The 22,074-nt window shown below is 61.6% G+C and carries 17 protein-coding genes and 2 pseudogenes; 15 read left to right on the forward strand and 4 right to left on the reverse strand.

Features of this window, described 5'->3' with window-relative positions:
* Positions 1-67 precede the first annotated feature (67 nt).
* Positions 68-1,546: pseudogene (locus tag PSH87_RS11725) on the forward strand (PLP-dependent aminotransferase family protein).
* On the opposite strand, the gene PSH87_RS11730 reads toward PSH87_RS11725, so the two are convergent.
* Positions 1,476-2,384: a MurR/RpiR family transcriptional regulator gene (locus PSH87_RS11730; RefSeq protein ID WP_017735816.1), complete on the reverse strand. Its 909-nt coding sequence runs from the start codon at positions 2,382-2,384 to the stop codon at positions 1,476-1,478. The pseudogene PSH87_RS11725 and the gene PSH87_RS11730 sit on opposite strands and share 71 nt — an antisense overlap.
* A gap of 285 nt (positions 2,385-2,669) precedes the next feature.
* Here PSH87_RS11730 and iolC point away from each other — a divergent pair, with 285 nt between their 5' ends.
* The 12 genes and pseudogenes from iolC to PSH87_RS11790 all read left to right on the forward strand — a co-directional run bounded on the left by iolC (position 2,670) and on the right by PSH87_RS11790 (position 17,062).
* Positions 2,670-4,607: a 5-dehydro-2-deoxygluconokinase gene (gene iolC, locus PSH87_RS11735; RefSeq protein ID WP_017735815.1), complete on the forward strand. Its 1,938-nt coding sequence runs from the start codon at positions 2,670-2,672 to the stop codon at positions 4,605-4,607.
* A gap of 153 nt (positions 4,608-4,760) precedes the next feature.
* Positions 4,761-5,654, forward strand: a complete 894-nt coding sequence (iolE, locus tag PSH87_RS11740) for a myo-inosose-2 dehydratase (protein WP_017735814.1) — start codon at positions 4,761-4,763, stop codon at positions 5,652-5,654.
* Positions 5,651-6,439, forward strand: coding sequence for a 5-deoxy-glucuronate isomerase (gene iolB, locus PSH87_RS11745; RefSeq protein ID WP_017735813.1), 789 nt, complete (start codon positions 5,651-5,653; stop codon positions 6,437-6,439). Before iolE ends, iolB begins: the two co-directional genes overlap by 4 nt.
* 10 nt (positions 6,440-6,449) lie before the next feature.
* A complete protein-coding gene (gene iolD / locus PSH87_RS11750; RefSeq protein WP_305433750.1) occupies positions 6,450-8,381 on the forward strand; it encodes a 3D-(3,5/4)-trihydroxycyclohexane-1,2-dione acylhydrolase (decyclizing) in 1,932 nt (643 codons plus the stop codon).
* Positions 8,382-8,400: 19 nt separating this feature from the next.
* Positions 8,401-9,411, forward strand: coding sequence for a Gfo/Idh/MocA family protein (locus tag PSH87_RS11755; RefSeq protein WP_017735811.1), 1,011 nt, complete (start codon positions 8,401-8,403; stop codon positions 9,409-9,411).
* A 152-nt stretch (positions 9,412-9,563) separates the two neighbouring features.
* Positions 9,564-10,592, forward strand: coding sequence for a Gfo/Idh/MocA family oxidoreductase (locus tag PSH87_RS11760; RefSeq protein ID WP_305433751.1), 1,029 nt, complete (start codon positions 9,564-9,566; stop codon positions 10,590-10,592).
* A gap of 128 nt (positions 10,593-10,720) precedes the next feature.
* Positions 10,721-10,897 carry a hypothetical protein gene (locus PSH87_RS11765; protein ID WP_167337367.1) on the forward strand — a complete coding sequence of 59 codons (177 nt, stop codon included), beginning with the start codon at positions 10,721-10,723 and terminating at the stop codon, positions 10,895-10,897.
* 48 nt (positions 10,898-10,945) lie between these two features.
* Positions 10,946-11,881, forward strand: a complete 936-nt coding sequence (locus PSH87_RS11770; RefSeq protein ID WP_124526320.1) for a sugar ABC transporter substrate-binding protein — start codon at positions 10,946-10,948, stop codon at positions 11,879-11,881.
* 54 nt (positions 11,882-11,935) lie between these two features.
* Positions 11,936-13,491: pseudogene (locus PSH87_RS11775) on the forward strand (sugar ABC transporter ATP-binding protein).
* Positions 13,492-13,518: 27 nt separating this feature from the next.
* On the forward strand, positions 13,519-14,541 hold the full coding sequence (locus tag PSH87_RS11780; RefSeq protein WP_124526318.1) for an ABC transporter permease: 1,023 nt from the start codon (positions 13,519-13,521) through the stop codon (positions 14,539-14,541).
* Positions 14,542-14,893: 352 nt separating this feature from the next.
* A complete protein-coding gene (locus PSH87_RS11785) occupies positions 14,894-15,298 on the forward strand; it encodes a TraR/DksA C4-type zinc finger protein (protein ID WP_010564800.1) in 405 nt (134 codons plus the stop codon).
* 543 nt (positions 15,299-15,841) lie between these two features.
* Positions 15,842-17,062 (forward strand): methyl-accepting chemotaxis protein, encoded by a 1,221-nt coding sequence (locus PSH87_RS11790; protein ID WP_370695319.1) that lies wholly within the window; start codon positions 15,842-15,844, stop codon positions 17,060-17,062.
* 11 nt (positions 17,063-17,073) lie between these two features.
* On the opposite strand, the gene PSH87_RS11795 is transcribed toward PSH87_RS11790, so the two are convergent.
* Together PSH87_RS11795 and PSH87_RS11800 are read right to left on the reverse strand one after the other, a co-directional pair.
* Positions 17,074-17,304, reverse strand: coding sequence for a hypothetical protein (locus tag PSH87_RS11795; RefSeq protein ID WP_017735805.1), 231 nt, complete (start codon positions 17,302-17,304; stop codon positions 17,074-17,076).
* Between the two features lie 110 nt (positions 17,305-17,414).
* Positions 17,415-17,690 (reverse strand): hypothetical protein, encoded by a 276-nt coding sequence (locus PSH87_RS11800; protein ID WP_305433754.1) that lies wholly within the window; start codon positions 17,688-17,690, stop codon positions 17,415-17,417.
* A 417-nt stretch (positions 17,691-18,107) separates the two neighbouring features.
* Here PSH87_RS11800 and PSH87_RS11805 point away from each other — a divergent pair, with 417 nt between their 5' ends.
* Together PSH87_RS11805 and PSH87_RS11810 are read left to right on the forward strand one after the other, a co-directional pair.
* The gene (locus tag PSH87_RS11805; protein ID WP_017735803.1) at positions 18,108-18,557 is read left to right on the forward strand and encodes a hypothetical protein; all 450 of its coding nucleotides are present in this window, start codon (positions 18,108-18,110) and stop codon (positions 18,555-18,557) included.
* Between the two features lie 132 nt (positions 18,558-18,689).
* Positions 18,690-19,706, forward strand: a complete 1,017-nt coding sequence (locus PSH87_RS11810; RefSeq protein WP_305433756.1) for an ABC transporter substrate-binding protein — start codon at positions 18,690-18,692, stop codon at positions 19,704-19,706.
* A gap of 154 nt (positions 19,707-19,860) precedes the next feature.
* On the opposite strand, the gene PSH87_RS11815 is transcribed toward PSH87_RS11810, so the two are convergent.
* Positions 19,861-21,987: a TonB-dependent siderophore receptor gene (locus PSH87_RS11815; protein WP_305433757.1), complete on the reverse strand. Its 2,127-nt coding sequence runs from the start codon at positions 21,985-21,987 to the stop codon at positions 19,861-19,863.
* Positions 21,988-22,074: the final 87 nt, after the last annotated feature.

The following is a 22,074-nucleotide window of genomic DNA, read 5'->3' on the forward strand; positions in this document are numbered from 1 at the left end:
ACTCAAACTCTAGTGCCATTGTGGTTTAATCCTGAGGGCCACTTACGGCGCAATGGACTGGACCACTATGAGCCGCGGAAAAGCTGCAACTGCCCTGGACCTGCCGCGCCCCGACAGCCTGCGCGCCGGGAAGCAGCAGGGCGCCTACGACGCCCTGCGCGCGGCGATCCTCAACCGGCAGTTGCCGGCCGGCAGCCGCTTGCCGTCCACCCGCAGCCTGGCGCAGCGATGGCTGGTGTCCCGGGGCACGCTGGAGGCAGCGTTTGATCGGCTGCACAGCGAAGGCTATGTGCAGCGGCTGGCGGGCTCTGGCACGCGGGTGTGTGCGGTGATTCCCGAGCAATTCATTGCCGCACCGGTGGCGAGCGCCGCACCGCGCCGCGAGGTCGTACCCGATCAACCGGACGCGGGCGTGCAGAGTCATGTGCCCTTTGTCGCGCGGCGCCCGGATGCCAGCCTGTTCGACTTGAAGGCCTGGGCCCGTTGTATTTCCCGTGGCTTGCTGACGGTAGGGCCGGGCGTGCTCGAAGCGGCCCATCCCGCTGGCCTGCCTGAATTGCGCGCACAGATCGCCGACTACCTGCGCAGCTATCGCGGTATGCAGTGCGAGGCGGATGAAGTGATTGTCACCAGTGGCATCCGCCACGCCCTCGACCTGATTGCGCGCACGGTGCTCAAGCCGGGTGACAGCGCGTGTGTGGAAGACCCCGGTTATCTGCCGGCGCGACGCTTGTTCGCTCTGGCGGGTGCGCAGGTGCACAGTATTCCCGTCACCGCCGAAGGCCTCGACACCGACCAGCTCCCTGACACGGCACGTCTGGCCTACGTCACCCCGGCCCACCAAGCGCCGCTGGGGCATGACCCTGACGGTATCGCGGCGCCTGGCGCTGCTGGACTGGGCCGCCCGCGCCGATGCCTGGGTGGTCGAGGACGACTACGACAGCGAATACAACTACAACGCCGCGCCGCTGGCTGCGCTCAAGTCCCTGGACAGTGGCGACCGAGTGATCTACTGCGGCAGCTTCAACAAGAACCTGTTCCCGGGCTTGCGCGTGGGTTTCATGGTGGTGCCCAAAGGGCTTCGCCGCTCGCTGCTGCGCAGGTTGCAACTCACCGGGCATTCGGTGGGGGCGACGGATCAGCTGGGGTTGATGGAGTTTCTACGCAGCGGCGCGTTGTGCGGCATTTGCGTGCTTCACGCCAGGCCTATCAGGCGCGACGCGATGCGCTGCTCGAGTGCCTGGCGGGTTGCACGATCAGCGGCCAGCAGGCCGGGTTGCACTTTGTTTTGTGGTTGCCGGTGGGGGTGGAGGAGGGCGATTTCTGCGCCCGCGCTGCGCAAGTCGGGTTAACGCTGCAACCGCTGGGCAAGTTCTGCCATGTCCAGGGCCTGCCACCGGCGGTGATCATCGGCTACACCGCCCTGACCCTGGCGCAGATCCGCTATCACGGCCGCGCGTTGGCGCAGCTATTGATCAATCATCAAACCCCACCTGCTCGTGAATCTCATCCACCTTCAACTCCAAGCGATACGCCACCGCAATAAACAACGCCTGGCACAGGCACAACGTCGCGCTCAACGAGCGGAAGGCAAACGACGAGCCCTCATTCACCAACAGCACCGCGTTCGCCCGCTTGGCCAGGGGCGACAGGTTGCTGTCGGTGATGATCAGGGTCTTGGCCTGATGATGCTGGGCGATGCGCAGGCAGTGCTGGGTCTCTTTGCCGTAGGGCGTGAAGCTGATGGCGATCACCAGGTCATTGGCGCGCACGCTGCGCATCTGCTCGCGGTAGCTGCCGCCCAGGCCGGAGATCAGGTGGATGCGCTTGTTGGTGTGCTGCAGGTTGTAGACCAGGTAATCGGCCACCGCGAAGGAACGGCGCACGCCGACCACGTAGATATTGTCGGCGTTCACCACCAGGTCCACGGCTTTGTCGAAGGCCACGTCATCCAGTTCCAGCCCCAACCGTTCGATACCGGACAAGGTCGCGTTGACGCATTCGCGCGCCAGGTCGCCGCCGCTGGCTTTCTGCGACTTGTTGGCAATCATGCTGCGGATGCGCTGCTGGTAGTTCTGCACCGGCGTGGTCTTGTGGGTGTAGGCCTCGCGAAACAGCGCCTGCATCTCACTGAAGCCACTGAAACCAAAGCGCTGGGAAAACCGCACGATGGCCGACGGGTGCACTTCGCACTCGCGGGCGATGTCGCTGATGCGGTCCACCATGATGCGGTCGCTCTGCTGGCTCATGTAGCTGGCGATGCGCTTGAGCTGGCGGGGCAGGCTTTCATATTCGTCGGTGATCAGCTGCAACAGACGTTCGGCATTGATCGGAGGGCTGGCGACGGTGTCTTCCAGGGTGGTCTCGGGATCGGTGCGGGACATGGGCAATCCTTCTGGCGTGTTGTTCTGTTGCGCTGATGGGTGGCGCAAGTCTACAGGGTAGGCGCAAAAAAATACCCCGGCATCACGGCCCGCGTGGCCTGCTGAAACGATGCACGGCGGCTGGCGTGCCCCTATGCTGACGTATTGGAAAATATATTCCACTAAAAATAATTCTGGAATAAATATTGATTGCCGTCGCCGGACGTTCTAGTCTGCATCCCACCAAGAGCGTTTGCCGTCGCCACGGCGGCACAACGCAGGCTGATAAAAATAACAGGAGCCAGCATGGGCCAGACTCGTTTTGCCAGTGGGCGTCAATTGGATCTGATTTGCCTCGGGCGCCTGGGCGTCGACCTCTATGCGCAGCAAGTGGGTGCGCGGCTTGAGGACGTGTCCAGCTTTGCCAAGTACCTCGGCGGTTCCTCCGCCAATATCGCCTTTGGCACCGCCCGGCTTGGCCTCAAGTCGGCGATGTTGAGCCGGGTCGGCGACGACCATATGGGGCGCTTCCTCGTCGAATCCCTGGCCCGTGAAGGCTGCGATGTCAGCGGTATCAAGGTCGACCCGGAGCGCCTCACCGCGCTGGTGCTGCTGGGCCTCAAGGACCGCGAAACCTTCCCCCTGGTGTTCTACCGCGAAAACTGCGCCGACATGGCCCTGCGCGCCGAAGACATCAGCGAAGCCTTTATTGCCTCCAGCAAAGCCCTGCTGATCACCGGCACGCATTTCTCCACCGACAGCGTGTACAAGGCCAGCATCCAGGCGCTGGACTATGCGGCCAAGCACAACGTCAAGCGCGTGCTGGATATCGACTACCGCCCGGTGCTCTGGGGCCTGGCGGGCAAGGCCGACGGCGAGACGCGGTTTGTTGCCGACCAGAATGTCAGTGCCCATGTGCAGACGATCCTGCCGCGCTTTGACCTGATCGTTGGCACGGAAGAAGAATTCCTCATCGCCGGCGGCAGCGAAGATTTGCTCACCGCCCTGCGCCGCGTGCGTGAACTGACGCCGGCGACCCTGGTGGTCAAGCTCGGCCCGCAGGGTTGCACGGTGATCCACGGCGCAATCCCTTCGCGCTTGGAAGATGGCGCGATCTATCCCGGCGTGCGGGTTGAAGTGCTCAACGTGCTCGGCGCTGGCGATGCGTTCATGTCGGGCTTTCTCAGCGGCTGGATCAACGACGCCAGCGACGAACGTTGCAGCCAGTTGGCCAACGCCTGCGGCGGTCTTGTTGTGTCACGCCACGCCTGCGCGCCGGCCATGCCGACCCCGGCCGAGCTGGAATACCTGTTCAACAGCCCGGTGCCGATCACCCGCCCCGACCGCGACGAAACCCTGCAACGCCTGCACCGCGTGACGGTGCCGCGCAAAGCCTGGAAGCAGCTGTTCATCTTTGCCTTCGATCACCGCTGGCAACTGGTGGACCTGGCCCAGCGCGGCGGCCAGGACACCACGCGCATCAGTGCGATCAAGCAGCTGTTTATCCAGGCCATCGAACGTGTGGAACGCAAGCTGAGCGAGCAGGGCGTCGAGGCCGATGTGGGCCTGTTGGCCGACCAGCGCTTCGGCCAGGACGCGCTCAATGCTGCCAGCGGTCGCGGCTGGTGGATCGCGCGCCCGGTGGAGGTGCAGAACTCGCGCCCGCTGGCGCTGGAACACGGGCGTTCGCTGGGCAGCAACCTGATTGCCTGGCCCCAGGAACAAATCATCAAGTGCCTGGTGCAATACCACCCGGACGACGAACCGCTGTTGCGTCTTGAGCAGGAAGCCCAGCTCAAGGCGGTGTACGACGCCTCCGTGGTCAGTGGCCATGAGCTGTTGCTGGAAGTCATCCCGCCCAAGGATCACCCGTCCACGTATCCGGATGTGCTGTATCGCAGCCTCAAGCGCTTGTACAACCTGGGCATCTACCCGGCGTGGTGGAAGATCGAGGCGCAGTCGGCCGAGGATTGGAAAAAGCTCGATGAGCTGATCCAGGAACGTGACCCGTATTGCCGTGGCGTGGTCTTGTTGGGATTGAACGCCTCGGCCGAATGCCTGGCCGAGGGTTTCCAGCAAGCGGGCCAGAGCACGACCTGTCGTGGTTTTGCGGTGGGCCGCACGATCTTCCAGGAGCCGAGCCGTGCGTGGCTGGCGGGGGAAATCGATGATGAGGCTTTGATCCAGCGCGTGCAGGCGACCTTTGAACAGCTGATCAATGCCTGGCGCAGCGCCCGCGCATAAAACTTGAAATGCATTCCAATGTGGGAGCTGGCTTGCCTGCGATAGCGGTCTGCCAGTCACAGATTCATCGCCTGACACACTGCAATCGCAGGCAAGCCAGCTCCCACATAAAGCAGATCTCAGTGCTATCTGAAAACAATAAAAGGTGCAGCCATGCCCGCAATCCGAATTGGCATCAACCCGATTTCCTGGAGCAACGACGACCTGCCGGCCCTGGGTGGTGAAACACCCCTGAGCACCGCCCTGAGCGAAGGCAAGGAAATCGGCTACGAAGGTTTCGAACTCAACGGCAAATTCCCCAAGGACGCCAAGGGCGTCGGCGATGTGCTGCGCCCGTACGACCTGGCGCTGGTCTCCGGCTGGTACTCCAGCCGCCTGGCGCGGCGTTCGGTGGCGGAAGAAATCGAGGCCATCGCCGCTCACGTCGAGCTGCTCAAACAAAACGGCGCGACGGTGCTGGTGTACGGCGAAGTGGCCGACTCGATCCAGGGCTCACGCATCCGCCTGATCGAACGCCCGCGGTTCCACAGCGAGCAGGCCTGGCAGGAATATGCCGACAAGCTCACTGAGCTGGCGCGTTTCACCCTGTCCCAGGGCGTGCGCCTGGCGTATCACCACCATATGGGCGCCTACGTTGAATCCCCGGAAGACATCGATCAACTCATGAAGCGCACCGGCCCGGAAGTCGGCCTGCTGTTCGACTCCGGCCATTGCTATATGGGCGGCGGCGAGCCCCTCGAGGTGCTGAAAAAACACATCGACCGCGTCTGCCACGTGCACTTCAAGGACGTGCGCAAGCCGGTGGTGCAACTGGCGCGCAACCAGATGTGGAGCTTCCCGGATTGCATCGTCAACGGCACCTTCACTGTGCCCGGCGACGGCGACATCGAGTTTGGCGAACTGCTCGACGTACTGCTGGCCGCGAAGTACGAGGGTTGGTTGGTGGTGGAAGCCGAGCAGGACCCGGCCGTGGCGCCCAGCTATATCTATGCCAAAAAGGGCTACGACACCCTGCGTGCGCTGCTCACCGAGAGGACACAAGCATGAGCCTGTTGGTCAAGAGCAACAAACGCGGGCAAACCATGGTCGCCCTCGAAGACGGGCGCCTGGAGTACGTGGGCTTTAAAGCCTACCGCCTGAGCCTGGGGGAAACCTTGCCGGTCAGCGCCGGTGATAAGGAGCTGTGCCTGGTGCTGCTCAGCGGTCGGGTGAACATCGAAGGCGAGGGTTTCAATTGGCAGAACCTCGGTGATCGCCAGTCGGTGTTTGAAGACAAATCACCGTTTGCCGCTTACCTGCCGCCCGGCACCGTCGCCCAGGTCACCGCCTTGAGCGATGTGCAGATTGCCGTGTGCGCCGCCCCTGGCACCGAAGGCTATGAGCCCCGTCTGATCCGCCCGGACGACTGCAAGCGCAGCGTGCGCGGCAAGGGCGCCAACACCCGCTACGTGTGCGACATCCTGCCGGACACGTCGCCGGCCCATTCCCTGCTGGTGGTGGAAGTGCGCACGCCGTCCGGGCATTCGTCGAGCTACCCGCCGCACAAGCACGACACCGACGATTTGCCGCACCAGAGCTTTCTCGAAGAAACCTACTACCACCAGATCAATCCGCCCCAGGGCTTCGTGTTCCAGCGCGTGTACACCGACGACCGCAGCATCGACCAGGCCATGGCCGTGGAGAACAGCGACCTGGTGGTGGTGCCCAAGGGTTACCACCCGGTCAGCGTGCCGTACGGTTACGAGTCCTATTACTTGAACGTGATGGCCGGCCCCAAGCGTGCCTGGCATTTCCACAACGACCCGCAGCACAGCTGGCTACTGGACCTTTAAGGGGCGCGACATGACCACAACCCGACTGACCATGGCCCAGGCCCTGGTGAAGTTCCTCGACAACCAATACATCGAAGTCGATGGCGTGCAGAGCAAGTTTGTCGCCGGCGTGTTCACCATTTTCGGCCACGGCAACGTGCTCGGCCTGGGCCAGGCGCTGGAACAGGACGCCGGTGACCTGGTGGTGCACCAGGGCCGCAACGAACAGGGCATGGCCCACGCGGCCATCGGTTTTGCCAAGCAGCACCTGCGCCGCAAGGTCTATGCGTGTACCGCCTCCGTCGGCCCCGGCGCGGCGAATATGCTCACCGCCGCCGCGACGGCCACGGCCAACCGTATCCCGTTGCTGCTGTTGCCCGGCGATGTCTACGCCAGCCGCCAGCCCGACCCGGTTTTGCAACAGATCGAGCAGTTCCACGACCTGAGCATCAGCACCAACGACGCGTTCCGTTCGGTGAGCAAATACTGGGACCGCATCAACCGTCCCGAGCAGCTCATGACCGCAGCGATCCATGCGATGCGTGTACTCACCGATCCTGCCGAAACCGGCGCCGTCACGTTAGCGTTGCCGCAGGATGTGCAGGCTGAAGCCTGGGACTACCCCGACTATTTCCTGCAAAAACGCGTGCACCGTATCGACCGGCGCCCGGCCACCACCGCGATGATCGGCGATGCCTTGGCGGCCTTCCGGGGCAAGCGCAAGCCGCTGATCGTCTGCGGTGGCGGGGTCAAGTACTCCGGCGCGAATGCGGCGTTGCAAGCGTTTGCCGAGCGTTTTGATATCCCTTTTGCGGAAACCCAGGCGGGCAAGAGCGCGGTGGTCTCCAGCCACCCGTTGAACGTCGGCGGGATTGGCGAAACCGGCTGCCTGGCCGCCAACCTGCTGGCGCCGGAGGCCGACCTGATCATCGGTATCGGCACCCGCTATACCGATTTCACCACCTCGTCCAAGTCGCTGTTCAAGCACCCGGATGTGAAGTTTCTCAACCTCAATATCAGCCCTTGTGACGTGTTGAAGCTCGACGCCGTGCAAGTGCTCGGCGATGCGCAGCTGGCCCTTGAAGCGCTGGCCGACGCCCTTGGCGATTACCGTTCCGGCTGGGGCGAACAGATCGTGGAGGCCAAGGCGCAGCTGGATGCCGAGGTCGACCGCGTGCACCAGGTGGAATACGACGGCGACGGCTTCGTGCCCGAAGTCGATGACCACCTCGACCGTGGCGTCCTGCGTGAATTCATCGAACTGACCGGCTCGTGCCTGACCCAGAGCCGTGTGCTCGGCGTGCTCAATGACACCCTGGCCGACGACGCCATCATCGTCGCCGCCGCCGGCAGCCTGCCCGGTGACCTACAGCGCGCCTGGCGCAGCAAGGGCGTCAACACCTACCACGTCGAGTACGGCTATTCCTGCATGGGCTACGAGATCAACGCCGCACTGGGGGTGAAACTCGCCGAGCCGAGCAAAGAGGTCTACGCCCTGGTCGGCGATGGCTCCTACATGATGCTGCACTCGGAGCTGGCCACCTCGATCCAGGAGCGGCGCAAGATCAACGTGGTGCTGCTGGACAACATGGCCTTTGGTTGCATCAACAACCTGCAGATCGGCAATGGCATGGACAGCTTCGGCACCGAGTTCCGCTACCGCAACCCCGAGAGCGGCAAGCTCGACGGCGGCCTGGTGCCGGTGGACTTCGCCATGAGCGCGGCGGCGTATGGCTGCAAGACCTACAAGGTCAGCACCGTGGAACAACTCGAAGCGGCGCTGGCGGATGCGCGCACACAAACGGTGTCGACGCTGATTGATATCAAGGTCCTGCCAAAAACCATGATCCACGGCTACCTGTCGTGGTGGCGGGTGGGGGTGGCGCAGGTGTCCACCAGCGCACGCACGAACGCCGCTGCAAAAAAACTCAATGAACAGCTGGCGAAAGCCCGGCAGTACTAATAACAAGAGGAGTTTTTACATGTCGTTGAAGCTTGGAGTCATCGGTACCGGCGCCATCGGCCGTGACCACATCCGTCGTTGCAGCCAGACCCTGCTCAACAGCCAGGTGGTGGCGGTGACCGACATCAACCTGGAGCAAGCGGCCAAGGTGGTGGCGGACTTGAACATCAGCGCCGAGGTGTATGCCGACGGCCACGCGCTGATCAATTCGCCAGAAGTGGAGGCGGTGCTCGTCACCTCCTGGGGTCCGAGCCATGAAGAGTTCGTGCTCGCCGCCATCGCCGCGGGCAAACCGGTGTTCTGCGAAAAACCCTTGGCGGTCACCGCCGCCGGTTGCCGCAAGATCGTCGACGCCGAAGTTGCCTACGGCAAGCGCCTGGTGCAAGTGGGCTTCATGCGCCCGTATGACGAAGGTTATCGCGCCCTGAAAGCAGTGATCGACAGCGGCCAGATCGGCGAGCCGCTGATGCTGCACTGCGCGCACCGCAACCCGACGGTGGGCGAGAACTACAAGACCGACATGGCGATCACCGACACCCTGATCCACGAGCTGGATGTGTTGCGCTGGCTGCTCAACGACGACTACGTGTCGGTGCAGGTGGTGTTCCCGCGCAAGACCAGCAAGGCCCTGGCCCACCTGCGCGACCCGCAGATCGTGCTGCTGGAAACCGCCAAGGGCACGCGCATCGACGTGGAAGTGTTTGTGAACTGCCAATACGGCTACGACATCCAGTGCGAAGTGGTGGGGGAGACCGGTATCGCCAAGCTGCCGGAGCCTTCACAGGTGCAACTGCGCAGCGGTGCGAAGCTGTCGAATGCGATTCTGATGGATTGGAAGGACCGTTTTATCGGCGCCTATGACGTGGAGTTGCAGGCGTTTATCGACAGCGTGCGTGCGGGGCAGGTGGGTGGGCCTTCGGCGTGGGATGGCTTTGCGGCAGCGGTGGCGGCGGATGCGTGCATTGAAGCGCAGAACAGCGAGCAGATTGTGAAAGTGAGCTTGCCGGATCGCCCGCACTTCTACGGCTAACCCACTGAAGAAACCCGATTCAAACTGTGGGAGCTGGCTTGCCTGCGATAGCGGTACATCAGTTACAGATGTGTAGTCTGACACACCGCTATCGCAGGCAAGCCAGCTCCCACATTTGCATCGGGTTTGCAGTTCAAGTAAGGAGTGAAATCATGCGAATCGGACTAGTCGGCTACGGCCACGGAGGGCGCTTTTTTCATGCGCCGCTGATTGCAACCTTGCCCGGCGCCACCTTTGTCGGCGTCGTCACACGATCCCCCGAACGCCGCCAGCAGTTGGCAAGCGACCATCCCGGCCTCAAGGCCTTTGATTCCATCGGCCAGATCGTCGAAGCCGGTGTCGACGCCCTGGTCATCTCCACCACCCTCAAAGGCCGGCCCGCGCTGGTGCTGGAAGCCATCGAACACGGCATCCCGGTGGTCAGCGACAAACCCTTCGCCGCCAACGCCGAACAGGCCCAGGCGTTGATTACCGCCGCCGAACGCCATGAGGTGCTGCTCAGCGTCTACCAGAACCGGCGCTGGGATTCGGACTACCTGACCCTGCGCAAACTCATCGATGCCGGCGCCCTGGGCAGCATCACCCGCTTTGAATCCCGTGTGGAACGCTACAGCCCGCAAGCCGTCGGCAATGCCAGCGGCGGCGGTTGGTTGCGTGACCTCGGCAGCCATCTGGTGGACCAGGCCCTGCAACTGTTCGGTCCGGTGGATCGGGTTTTCGCGCAGCTACAGTTCAGCGCGGAGCACCCGAGCCTCGATCATGGTTTTTTCGTCTCCCTGACCCACGCCAATGGCGTGATTTCCCACCTGTGGGGCAGCGCCTTGCAAAACAGCCAGGCGCCGCGCTTTCGCGTAAGTGGCACCTTGGGTTGTTACACCGTCGAAGGGCTGGACGGCCAGGAAGAGGCGTTGATGGCCGGCAAGACCCCGAAAACGGAAGGCGAGCATTGGGGCGCGGAAGAACACCGGCGCTGGGGCTGGTTCGAGCAAGGTCCGGAACGCGAGCGGGTGCCGTCGGAAAAGGGCTGCTGGACGCAGTTCTATCAGCAGTTGCAACGGGCTGTGCAAGGGCAGGGGCCGTTGCCGGTGGATGCCTATGACGCGCTGGAAACCACCCGTATATTGGACGCCGCACGCCTCAGCGCCGAGCGCCAGCAGGTGGTTTCAACAAAAATAGAATAAAATTCTAAAACATGTTGATATGGAAATTATTTTCCAATAAAGTCTTTTCCAGGTTGCATAAAGTACGCCGCGGACTCGATCCCGGCGACTCAACAAAAACAAGATCAAAAACAACCAGGTACCGTCAGATGAAAATCTTCAACGCTGTACTGCGAGTTTTACGCCCAGCCCTTGCGCCACGCGGCCTGCCCCGCGCCCGGCCGTTCTACTTCTCCTTTCTCAATGTGTTGTGCGTCGAAAACAAAGGCGCGCTGGTGTGCTGCATTCCAGGCGCACCCGTCGTCCGGCTGCCTGCCGAGCTCTGATAAACGCAACGTCCAAAAAACCAACAAGAAAGTGGAGACAGACCGTTCATGAAGACCCCGATCCGTTTTACCGCGCTGGCCTTGTCCCTGTTGCTGGGCAGCGGTGCTGCCATGGCCGCCGACCTGAAGATTGGCGTGACCTTTTCCAGTTTCGATGACAACTACCTGACCAGCGTTCGCGGCTATATGGAACAGCACGTCAAGGCGCTGCCCAAGGGCGATGGCGTGCAGTTGCAGTTCGAAGATGCGCGCGCCGACGTGGTCAAGCAACTGAGCCAGGTCGAGAGTTTCATCAGCCAGAAGGTCGATGCGATTATCGTCACGCCGGTGGACACAGCCTCCACGGCACGCATCAGCAAGGCCGCGACCGAAGCCGGGATTCCACTGGTGTACGTCAATCGCCGGCCAGACCAGAAAGACTTGCCCAAAGGTGTAGCGGCGGTGACCTCCGATGATGAAGAGGCCGGCCGGCTGCAGATGCAGTACATCGCCGAAAAAATGGGCGGCAAGGGCAATATCGTGATCCTGCTGGGTGACCTGGCCAACAACTCCACGACCAACCGGACCAAGGGCATCAAGGATGTCCTGAAAAAATACCCCGATATCAAGATCGAGCAGGAGCAGACCGGTATCTGGCTGCGTGATCGTGGCATGACCCTGACCAATGACTGGCTGACCCAGGGCCGCGAGTTCAACGCCGTGCTCTCCAACAATGACGAAATGGCGATTGGCGCGGCCATGGCCCTCAAGTCCGCCGGGAGCAAGCCGGGCAGTGTGTTGATTGCCGGTGTGGATGGCACCACAGATGGCCTGAACGCGATCGCCAAGGGCGAAATGGCCGCGTCGGTCTTCCAGGATGCCAAGGGCCAAGGCGTCGGCGCGGTGGACGCGGCACGCAAGTTGGCGAACAAGGAGGCGACCGAACAGAACATCGTCATCCCGTTCAAACTGATCACGCTGGACAACCTCAAAGACTTCAAATAACAACAATAAGCCAGCAGGGCAGCTGCGGCCGCCCTGCCGATGGAGTACCTCCCTATGCTCGCTCAAGCCACTGTCTCGCAGCCTCTCGGCGTCCAGCCGATTGAGTTGGAAGAACCCTACCTGTTGGAAATCGTCAACATCAGCAAAGGCTTTCCCGGCGTCGTGGCCCTGGCCGATGTGCAACTGCGGGTACGCCCGGGTACGGTACTGGCGCTGATGGGGCGAGAACGGTGCGGGCAAGTCGACGCTGATGAAAATCATCGCCGGCATCTACCAGCCCGACGCCGGGGAAATCCGCCTGCGGGGCAAGCCCATCGTGTTCGAGACGCCGCTGGCGGCGCAAAAGGCCGGGATCGCGATGATCCACCAGGAACTCAACCTGATGCCGCACATGAGCATCGCCGAGAACATCTGGATCGGCCGCGAGCAGCTCAACGGCCTGCACATGGTCAACCACCGCGAAATGCACCGCTGCACCGCCGAGTTGCTGGCCCGCCTGCGGATCAACCTGGACCCGGAAGAACACGTCGGCAACCTGAGCATCGCCGAGCGGCAGATGGTCGAGATTGCCAAGGCGGTGTCCTACGACTCCGACATCCTGATCATGGATGAACCGACTTCGGCCATTACCGACAAGGAAGTGGCCCACCTGTTTTCGATCATTGCCGACCTCAAGTCCCAGGGGCAAAGGCATCGTCTACATCACGCATAAAATGAACGAAGTGTTTGCGATTGCCGATGAAGTGGCGGTGTTCCGCGACGGGCATTACATCGGCCTGCAACGCGCCGACAGCATGAACAGCGACAGCCTGATCTCGATGATGGTGGGCCGTGAGCTGAGCCAGTTGTTCCCGGTGCGCGAGACGCCCATCGGTGATCTGCTGATGTCGGTGCGCGAGCTGACACTGGACGGCGTGTTCAAGAATGTCTCGTTCGACCTGCATGCCGGCGAAATTCTTGGCATTGCCGGGCTGATGGGCTCGGGCCGCACCAATGTGGCCGAGACCATTTTCGGCATCACCCCCAGCAGCAGCGGTCAGGTCACCCTGGACGGCAAGGCGGTGCGCATCACCGACCCGCACATGGCCATCGAGAAAGGTTTTGCGCTGTTGACCGAGGACCGCAAGCTCAGCGGCCTGTTCCCGTGCCTGTCGGTGTTGGAAAACATGGAAATGGCCGTGCTGCCGCACTATTCGGGCAATGGTTTTATCCAGCAGAAAGCCCTGCGCGCACTGTGCGAAGACATGTGCAAGAAGCTGCGGGTGAAAACCCCGTCCCTTGAGCAGTGCATCGACACCTTGTCCGGTGGCAACCAGCAAAAAGCCTTGCTCGCGCGCTGGTTGATGACCAACCCACGCTTGCTGATCCTCGATGAGCCGACGCGGGGCATCGACGTCGGCGCCAAGGCCGAGATCTACCGCTTGATCTCCTTCCTTGCCAGCGAAGGCATGGCGGTGATCATGATTTCGTCGGAGCTGCCCGAAGTGCTGGGCATGAGCGACCGGGTCATGGTGATGCACGAAGGCGAATTGATGGGCACCCTGGATCGCTCCGAAGCGACCCAGGAAAAAGTCATGCAGTTGGCTTCCGGTATGACGGCAGTTCACTGACGTACAGAATAAAAAAGGTGATGGGCTATGAACGCAATAACGGATAACAAACCGGCCACGGCGCCGACCAAAACCCGCCGGCGCATGCCGACCGAGTTGAGTATCTTCCTGGTGCTGATCGGCATCGGCCTGGTGTTCGAGTTGTTTGGCTGGATCGTGCGCGACCAGAGCTTCCTGATGAACTCCCAGCGCCTGGTGCTGATGATCCTGCAAGTGTCGATCATCGGCCTGCTGGCGATTGGCGTGACCCAGGTGATTATCACCACCGGGATTGACCTGTCATCCGGCTCGGTGCTGGCGCTGTCGGCGATGATCGCTGCCAGTTTGGCGCAGACTTCCGACTTTTCCCGGGCCGTTTTCCCGAGCCTGACGGACTTGCCGGTGTGGATCCCGGTGGCGATGGGGCTGGGCGTGGGGCTGCTGGCGGGGGCGATCAACGGCAGCATCATTGCCGTGACCGGCATCCCGCCGTTCATTGCCACCCTCGGCATGATGGTCTCGGCCCGTGGCCTGGCGCGTTACTACACCGAAGGCCAGCCGGTGAGCATGCTGTCTGATTCGTACACGGCCATCGGCCATGGCGCGATGCCAGTGGTGATCTTCCTGGTGGTGGCGGTGATCTTCCATATCGCCCTGCGTTATACCAAATACGGCAAGTACACCTACGCCATCGGCGGCAACATGCAGGCGGCGCGGACCTCCGGGATCAACGTCAAGCGCCACTTGATCATCGTCTACAGCATCGCCGGTCTCCTGGCGGGCCTGGCCGGTGTAGTGGCCTCGGCGCGTGCGGCCACGGGTCAGGCTGGCATGGGCATGTCCTATGAGCTGGATGCGATTGCGGCTGCCGTGATCGGCGGTACCAGCCTGGCGGGCGGGGTAGGGCGCATCACCGGCACGGTGATCGGCGCGCTGATCCTGGGCGTGATGGCCAGCGGGTTTACCTTTGTCGGGGTGGATGCGTATATCCAGGACATCATCAAGGGCCTGATTATCGTGGTGGCGGTGGTCATCGACCAGTACCGCAACAAGCGCAAGTTGAAGCGTTAAAGGGCGGCTGTGAGCTGCAAGTCACAAGTTGCAAGCCGCAAGCTGCAAGCAAGACGGGCTTTACAGCTTGTCGCTTGCAGCTTGCGGCTTATAGCTGCTTTAAGAACTTTCCTGCTATAAACGCACTCCGATAACCGTCCAACAAGCCCGTCCTGGTGCTTTTAAGGGTTATCTCGGAAAAATTGCCTGTCTTTTCAGTTGCTGCGCCCTCAAGTCGGCCTTAGACTGCCGCCCCTCGTAAATTGAGTGCCGGGTGGCGCTTGAAATGGATGGCGCCCTTCCGAGACCTGCAGAGGTCGGCCGGAACGCTCCCTTATTCGCCTTAATGCACGTATTTTTTATAGAGAAATCAATGACAAAGGAAAAGTTGCTGGCCATGCCGGCGGATGACTACATGAATGCCGAACAGCACGCTTTTTTTGAGCAGTTGCTGCAAGACATGAAAGTGGAACACCACGAGCGCATTGAACAGAACCGTATCGCCATTGAAAGCCTGGACACCCCGGCCGACCCGGCTGACGCCGCTTCCGTCGAAGAAGAGCGCACCTGGCTGGTGAATGCCATCGACCGCGACCAGCGCATGCTGCCGCAACTTGAGCGTGCACTTGAGCGTATCAAGGAAGATTCCTTTGGCTGGTGTGATGACAGCGGCGAGCCTATCGGCCTCAAGCGCCTGCTGATCAGCCCGACCACCAAGTACTGCATCGAAGCGCAAGAGCGCCACGAGCAGATCGACAAGCACCAGCGCCAAGCCTGATGCGCTGAAGCTGGGGGGCGCAGACGTGGCCCCCAGGCAATACCCGTTACGCCCCGTCTATTGATCTGCTGCAAGCTACCCCACTAAAGGCCCATGGATAATGGCCAGATAGTGGCGTTTAATGCAGCGACAATAATGACAAACAGTGGGGTAACGACGATGGCTGGAGACGGATCTCTGATGGGCGCAGCAGTGCCACCGCAAACGGTGGCGCGCGGGCTGCCCGGCTGGCTGACGCCGCTCTTGCAGAGCACCGCCCTGGTGCTGATCCTGTTGGGCCTGGTGTTTGCCGGCCTGCCGCTGTACCTCTGCCTGCCACTGGTTTTGCTGGTGACCTGGCTGCCTCGCCTGAAAAGTCCTACGCCCGTTGTCGCGCAGTCCGCTGCCACGGACGCGATTGGCGAGTTGACGCGTGATTTGTCCCATACCACCAGCCATAACGCGCTGTCCGCTGCCGGCGTGGCCTACTCGGTCAAGCAACTGGCCGCTCGCCTGCAATCGCAGTTGAGCGCGGCCAAACAGATCGTCAGCAGCGCCGAAGTGATGATCGGCACCGAGCAGGTCACGTCCCAGCTCAGCCGCCAGGCGCTCGGTGCGGCCAGCCAGGCCCATCAGCGCAGCACCGAAGGGCGTGAGGTGCTGGCGCAGTCCATCACGCGCATGCACCAGCTCAGCCAGCGTGCCAATGCCAGCCGTGAATTGATCGAAGCCTTGAGCCAGCGCAGTGAGGAAATCCAGCGGGTGACCCTGGTCATCCAGTCCATCGCCAGCCAGACCAATCTGTTGGCCTTGAACGCGGCGATTGAAGCGGCGCGGGCCGGTGAGCATGGTCGTGGGTTTGCCGTGGTCGCCGATGAGGTGCGCGGGTTGGCCGGGCGTACCGCCACGGCGACGGATGAAGTCGGGGTGATGGTCGCCGATATCCAGCAGCGCACGGCCCAGGTGGTGGAGCAGATTCGCCAGTTGTCGGCCGACCTCAACACCGGTGTCGAGCAGGTGGAGCACGCCGGCGAGCAACTGTCGAACATCGCCAGCCTGGCGGCGGATGTGGAAGGGCAGGTCAACGAGATCGCCCAGGGCACCGACACCAACCGCACCCAGCTCGACAGCCTGTTCCATGCCGTGGAGCAAATGCGCAGCGACCTGGCCGTGAGTGACCAGCAAACCCGGCAACTGGCCGACGCCGCCGTGCAGATGGAAGGCCAGGCCGAAACCATCAGTGAGCGTCTGGCCGAAGTCGGGCTGGATGACTATCACCAGCGCATCTACGACCTCGCCCGTGAAGGCGCGAGTCGTATCGCCGCGCAGTTCGAGGCCGATGTGCTGCAAAACCGCATCAGCCTGGAGGACTTGTTCGACCGCAGCTACACGCCAATCCCGAACACGCGGCCGAGCAAGTACCACACGCGCTTCGACGGATACACCGACCAGGTGCTACCGGGGATCCAGGAGGCGTTGCTGCCGCGTCACGAGGGCTTGGTGTTCGCCATTGCCTGCACGCCGCAAGGCTATGTACCGACGCACAACAAGGCGTTTGCCCAAGCCTTGACCGGCGATGCCCAGGTGGACGCGGTGCAGAATCGCACCAAGCGCAAGTTCGAGGACCGCACCGGGATTCGCTGTGGCAGCCATCAGCAGGCAGTATTGCTCCAGACCTACACCCGCGATACCGGCGAGTTGATGCATGACCTGTCGGTGCCGATCATGGTCAAGGGCCGGCACTGGGGTGGGTTGCGACTGGGGTACAAGCCGGAAGGCGTGTAGGGGGGCGGGGTTCAGGAGGTCAGCGCGCCTGAATCGACGGCGGTCTTGAGCGCCTTGGCGGCTTCCTTGCCCGCGATGGCGGCGGCGTCTGCGGTCTTGAACCAACGGTCCTTTTCCACCTGGTGCGTGGTGACAGCCTTCAGCGGCGGCTTGGCGCGCATCACGATGACCGCTTGAAACTCCCCGTCCACTTCCCTGGCGTCGCCATGGATGAAAAATTCACCAATATCAAATTCCGTCACGTATAGCCTTCCCTTCAAGGTAACTGCACTGATGAAACCTGACCCGCAGGGGGCAAACTTCAATGGACGGGCCAGTATGGCAGTTGTTGGCGGGCGGCGGCGCAGTAAAGTCAGCCAGGTGACGAAACGATTGCGCCATGGGGGTCATACAGGCTGGCTTCCAGTTCCTTGGCCAGTTTGCAGGCCCGGATATGGTCGCTGCGAAAGCCTATGACCCGGCCACTGGTCACTTCGCGAATATGAAAGAAGTTCCGCCCGGCAGGTACAACTTGGTAAAGAACCGAATTCGAGTACCCACTGAGGCTTGGCAGGCAGTAGTATTGGCGCTCGTCTTGCCGGGATGAATGAGTGCTGGCAGACGCAGTGTTGTGTTGGCGTGGTTGCATGGTCAGCTCCTTTCGGTCGATCGTCGTGACACGCCAGCAGCGTTTCAGGTGGTTTTGACCTGTGCTGCTGTTTTAGTATTGTCGTCGCCGGCCGATATTAGGTTCCATGCCAGGTATTTAGTTTTGTGTAGCCTGTCGGAAGCTACGCTTTTTAATAGGGTTATTCTCTGAAGCGGGTCGCCCCGTATTCTCGGGTCGGCGAACCTGTGATTTGCTGTGATGCCTGGTGACCTTGCACAAGGTCCATCGAGTACGTCTGTACTCGTCTTGGGGCGCAGCATCGGGAGTCTCTTCAGTTTTTTTCAATGAACAGGTTGTGTGATCGAGCCGTAACGGCCGTATTTTTGTGCTGTCCGCTCTGGCGGTCGGCACTTCTTTTGATGTGGGGGCGTTTCCTTGGCAGTCAGTAATCTGGATATGCACGCGTTATTCGTGCTGGGTGATTTGCGCGCAAAGTTGGTCAAGCTGTTCCAATCCCGTTTTGTTTATGTCACTGAACAGACGCCGGAAGGTATTTACATCGCCGAGATTGATACCGAGACGGCGCTGGTGGTGGATGACAAACAGCGCCTGGAACTCAAGGTGGGTGACCATTTTCGCGCGGCGGTGTTGCCCAGTCGCGAAGGTGGCAAGTTTGAATTGAAGTTTCGCGATATCAAGTTGACGGTGTATGGCCTGGGTGATTACGCCTTTGTTTCCAGCACTGAAGGCCAGGGCATTGTGTTCAAGGAAGGCCACAGCGTGATGCTGGTGTTTGCCGCCAATGAGCAATTGCAGGAAGGCTTGACCAAGACCCTCAAGGCCGTGACCGGCAAGGCCGCCAAGTGGCGCAAGGGTGAACTCGTCACGTTCAAGGCCAGTGAGTGAGTTGTAAACACCACGTGTAATCCGTATCTCCCGGAACCTCTACTACAGTTGAGTTGACTTAACTATTCAGAGGCTTCGCGCATTGGCAGCAAAGCCGTCCGCTGTTGCTGCGAAAACGCGAGGTACGCAGGCATGAAGGGAATTAGAGCGCTGTTGGCCGTGTCGCTGACGACACTGAGCCTGTCGATGGTTTCATTGCCGGTATCGGCCGCCCAGGCGCCGATTCATTTCGCCGACCTGAACTGGGAAAGCGGCAGCCTGATCACCGAAGTGCTGCGGGTTATCGTCGAAAAGGGCTATGACTTGCCCACCGACACCTTGCCGGGCACCACCATTACCCTGGAAACGGCCCTGGCCAAGAACGACATCCAGGTGATCGGCGAAGAGTGGGCCGGCCGCAGCCCGGTGTGGGTCAAGGCCGAGGCCGAAGGCAAAGTGGTGGGCCTGGGGGATACGGTCAAGGGCGCGACCGAAGGCTGGTGGGTGCCGGAGTACGTGGTCAAGGGTGACCCGGCCAAGGGCCTCAAGCCACTGGCACCGGACCTCAAGCGCGTACAGGACCTGGCGCGCTACAAGGACGTGTTCAAGGATCCGGAGGCGCCCGGCAAGGGGCGCTTTCTCAACAGCCCGATCGGCTGGACCTCCGAGGTGGTCAACGCACAAAAGCTCAAGGCCTATGGCTTGAGTGACAGCTACGTGAATTTCCGCAGCGGCTCGGGGGCGGCGCTGGATGCCGAGATTGCTTCGTCGATCCGCCGGGGCAAGCCGGTGCTGTTCTATTACTGGTCGCCGACGCCCTTGATGGGGCGCTACAAGTTGATCCAGCTGGAAGAGCCGGCCTTTGATGCCGATGCCTGGAAGACATTGACGGATGCCGATAACCCCAACCCCAGGCCGACGCGGTCGTTGGCGTCCAAGTTGAGTATTGGTGTGTCGACGCCGTTTCAGCAGGAACACCCGCAGATTGCTGCGTTTTTCACCAAGGTTGAGTTTCCCATCGAGCCGCTGAACAAGGCGTTGGCGACGATGAGTGAGAACCACACCGCGCCACGGGAAGTGGCGCAGGCATTTCTCAAGGAACACCCTGAGGTGTGGAAGGCGTGGTTGCCGGAGGATGTGGCGCAAAAGGTCGAGGCCAGCCTGAACTGACCCGATTTTCCCGATGTGTGGTGAACAAAATGTGGGAGCTGGCTTGCCTGCGATGGCATCGACTCGGTGTACCTGATGTACCGAGTTGTCTGCATCGCAGGCAAGCCAGCTCCCACATGAGTTCAGCGCCCACAGGTTTCACTGCATTCCAGGTCTAGAACCTGGTTTGTACGGCCAGCTCGAACGTTCTCGGCGACCCCAGGTAGTAAGCCGGTGAAACATGGGCAAACTCGGCATACACCTCGTTCGTCAGGTTGCGTACTCGCCCGGTCACCGAGGTGTGTTGATCTACCTTGTAGCGCAGGAACGTGCCAAACAACGTGTACGCCGGCACGCTCAGGGTGTTGGCGTTATCCGCATACACCTGCGCCACATACCGCGCATCCACACCGCCTTGCCAGTCCTCGGCAAAGTCATAGGTCAGCCACAGGTTGCCCACGCGCTTGGGTACGTTGGTCGGGGTGTTGCCCTTGCGTGACACCACCGCGCCGCTGGCGATCTTCTCGTTGAACTCGTCGTATTCGGCGTCCACCCAGGCGAAGTTGCCTTCGGCCAGCAACCGTGGGGTGATGCGCAATGAGCTGGCCAACTCGAGGCCTCGGGAGGTCTGTGCGCCCACGGGAATGCTGCTGGTCGGGTCCAGCGGGTCGGTGACGGCAAAGTCCTTGCGCTCGATCCGGTAGGCGGCAACGGTGGCCGAGCCGCGGCCGTCCAGGTAATCGAACTTGCTGCCCACTTCCCACTGCTTGCCGGTGGACACATCGAACACCTGGGTCGTGGTGGTCGGCTGCTCGGCGGCCGTGCTGTATTGCACGTAGACATTTGCCGAGGGGATGAACTGGTAGGTCAGGCCGACGCGTCCGGTCAACGGCTCCCAACGGCGTTTGAAGTGCCGCGGGTTGGTGGCGGTCACCGTGCTGTGGTTGGTGACATCCAGGTCGATGGCGTCATAGCGCAAGCCGGTCAGGAGTGAGAGTTTATCGGTAAGGCCCAGGCGGTTTTCCACGAACAGGGCACGGGTGGTGACCTCGTTGGTCTTGTCCTTGTTGACGCTGGGTCGGGTGCCCGGGATGGCATAGAAATGCCCCGGGTCGAAGTGGTTTGGGTCAACCGCGCTGTTCCCCGCAGCGCGCAGCGGGCTGCTGGTGGTGCTGTTGATTTTGTATTCGAAGCCGCCGGACCAGGTGGTCGCCAGGCCAAAGACGCTGGCGTCGTGGCGCAGCTCGAACTGGTTGCCATTCTGCTCGCCCTGATGGCGCACCTGATAGGCGGTCGAGCGGTTTACCGCGCTGTTGTCGGCGTTGTACTGGTAGGTTTCCAGGTTGCGGTAGTCGCGCTGGCTGTCGAGGTGATAGAGGGTGTTTTTCAACGTGGTACTGTCGTTGATCCGGTAGTCGATGATCGACCGCGCCCACAGGGTGCGCTGCTCATATCGGCCATCGGCGACGTTGTAGTTGTTGAAGCGGTTGTGCCGGTCGATCTTTAACTCGCCCGCCTTGGGATTGAGCACCGGGGTGCCCCAGTAAGGGCTGTCCTCATGTTCGTCCTGGTATTCCAGGGCCAGGGTGTGGGACAGGTCCGGCGTGAGGTCGCTGAGCAGGGAAAACGCCAGGCTCCAGGCCTCGCGTTGATCGCGCTCGATGTAACTGTGGTTGGTGTTGCGGCTCACATCCAGGCGCGCGTAGTGCTGCACCTCGGCGCCTGGCTCGGTGAGGGCGTGGTTGAGGCCGAAGGCGATGCCGGTGGTGTCGTAGCTGCCATAGCTGAGTTGGCCTTGCGCCGCCTGTTCTTCGCGGCCGGCGAGCTTGGTCACGTAGTTGAGCGAGCCGCCCACGGAGCCGGCACCGTTGATCAGCGAGGAGGGGCCGCCCACCAGTTCCACCCGGTCGTAGATCCACGCGTCCACCGGGCGGGCCAGGCCGGTCGCGACGTTGATCCCGTTGAACATCTGGGTGATCTGGCTGCTGGTAAAACCACGATAGGACACAAACCCGCCAAACCCAGGCGGGGCGCTGGCGTTGACGCCGGGCAGGGTGTTGGCCGCATCGCGGAAGGTCTTGGCGCCGTGGCGTTCGATATCGTTGCGGTTGGCGATGGCCACCGACGCCGGGGTTTCCCGCACGCTGAGCCCAAGCCGCGAGGCCATGCCGCTGGATTGATCCAGCGCCAGGCCGGGTTCGGCGCTTTGCTCGCCATCGATGGTGGTGGGCGCCAGCTCTAAGGCCCAGGCGCAGACAGGCAGGCAGCCGAACAGGCCCGCCAACAGGGGTAGATGTTTCATGGTTGAATCCTGAAATACTTGGCTTGAAAACAACGCACCGCCGCGCGCACTCCCTCAGGGATGCACTGCTCGGTGCAGCTCAGACAG

The organism is Pseudomonas sp. FP453 (assembly GCF_030687495.1).
Taxonomy (GTDB): Bacteria; Pseudomonadota; Gammaproteobacteria; order Pseudomonadales; family Pseudomonadaceae; genus Aquipseudomonas.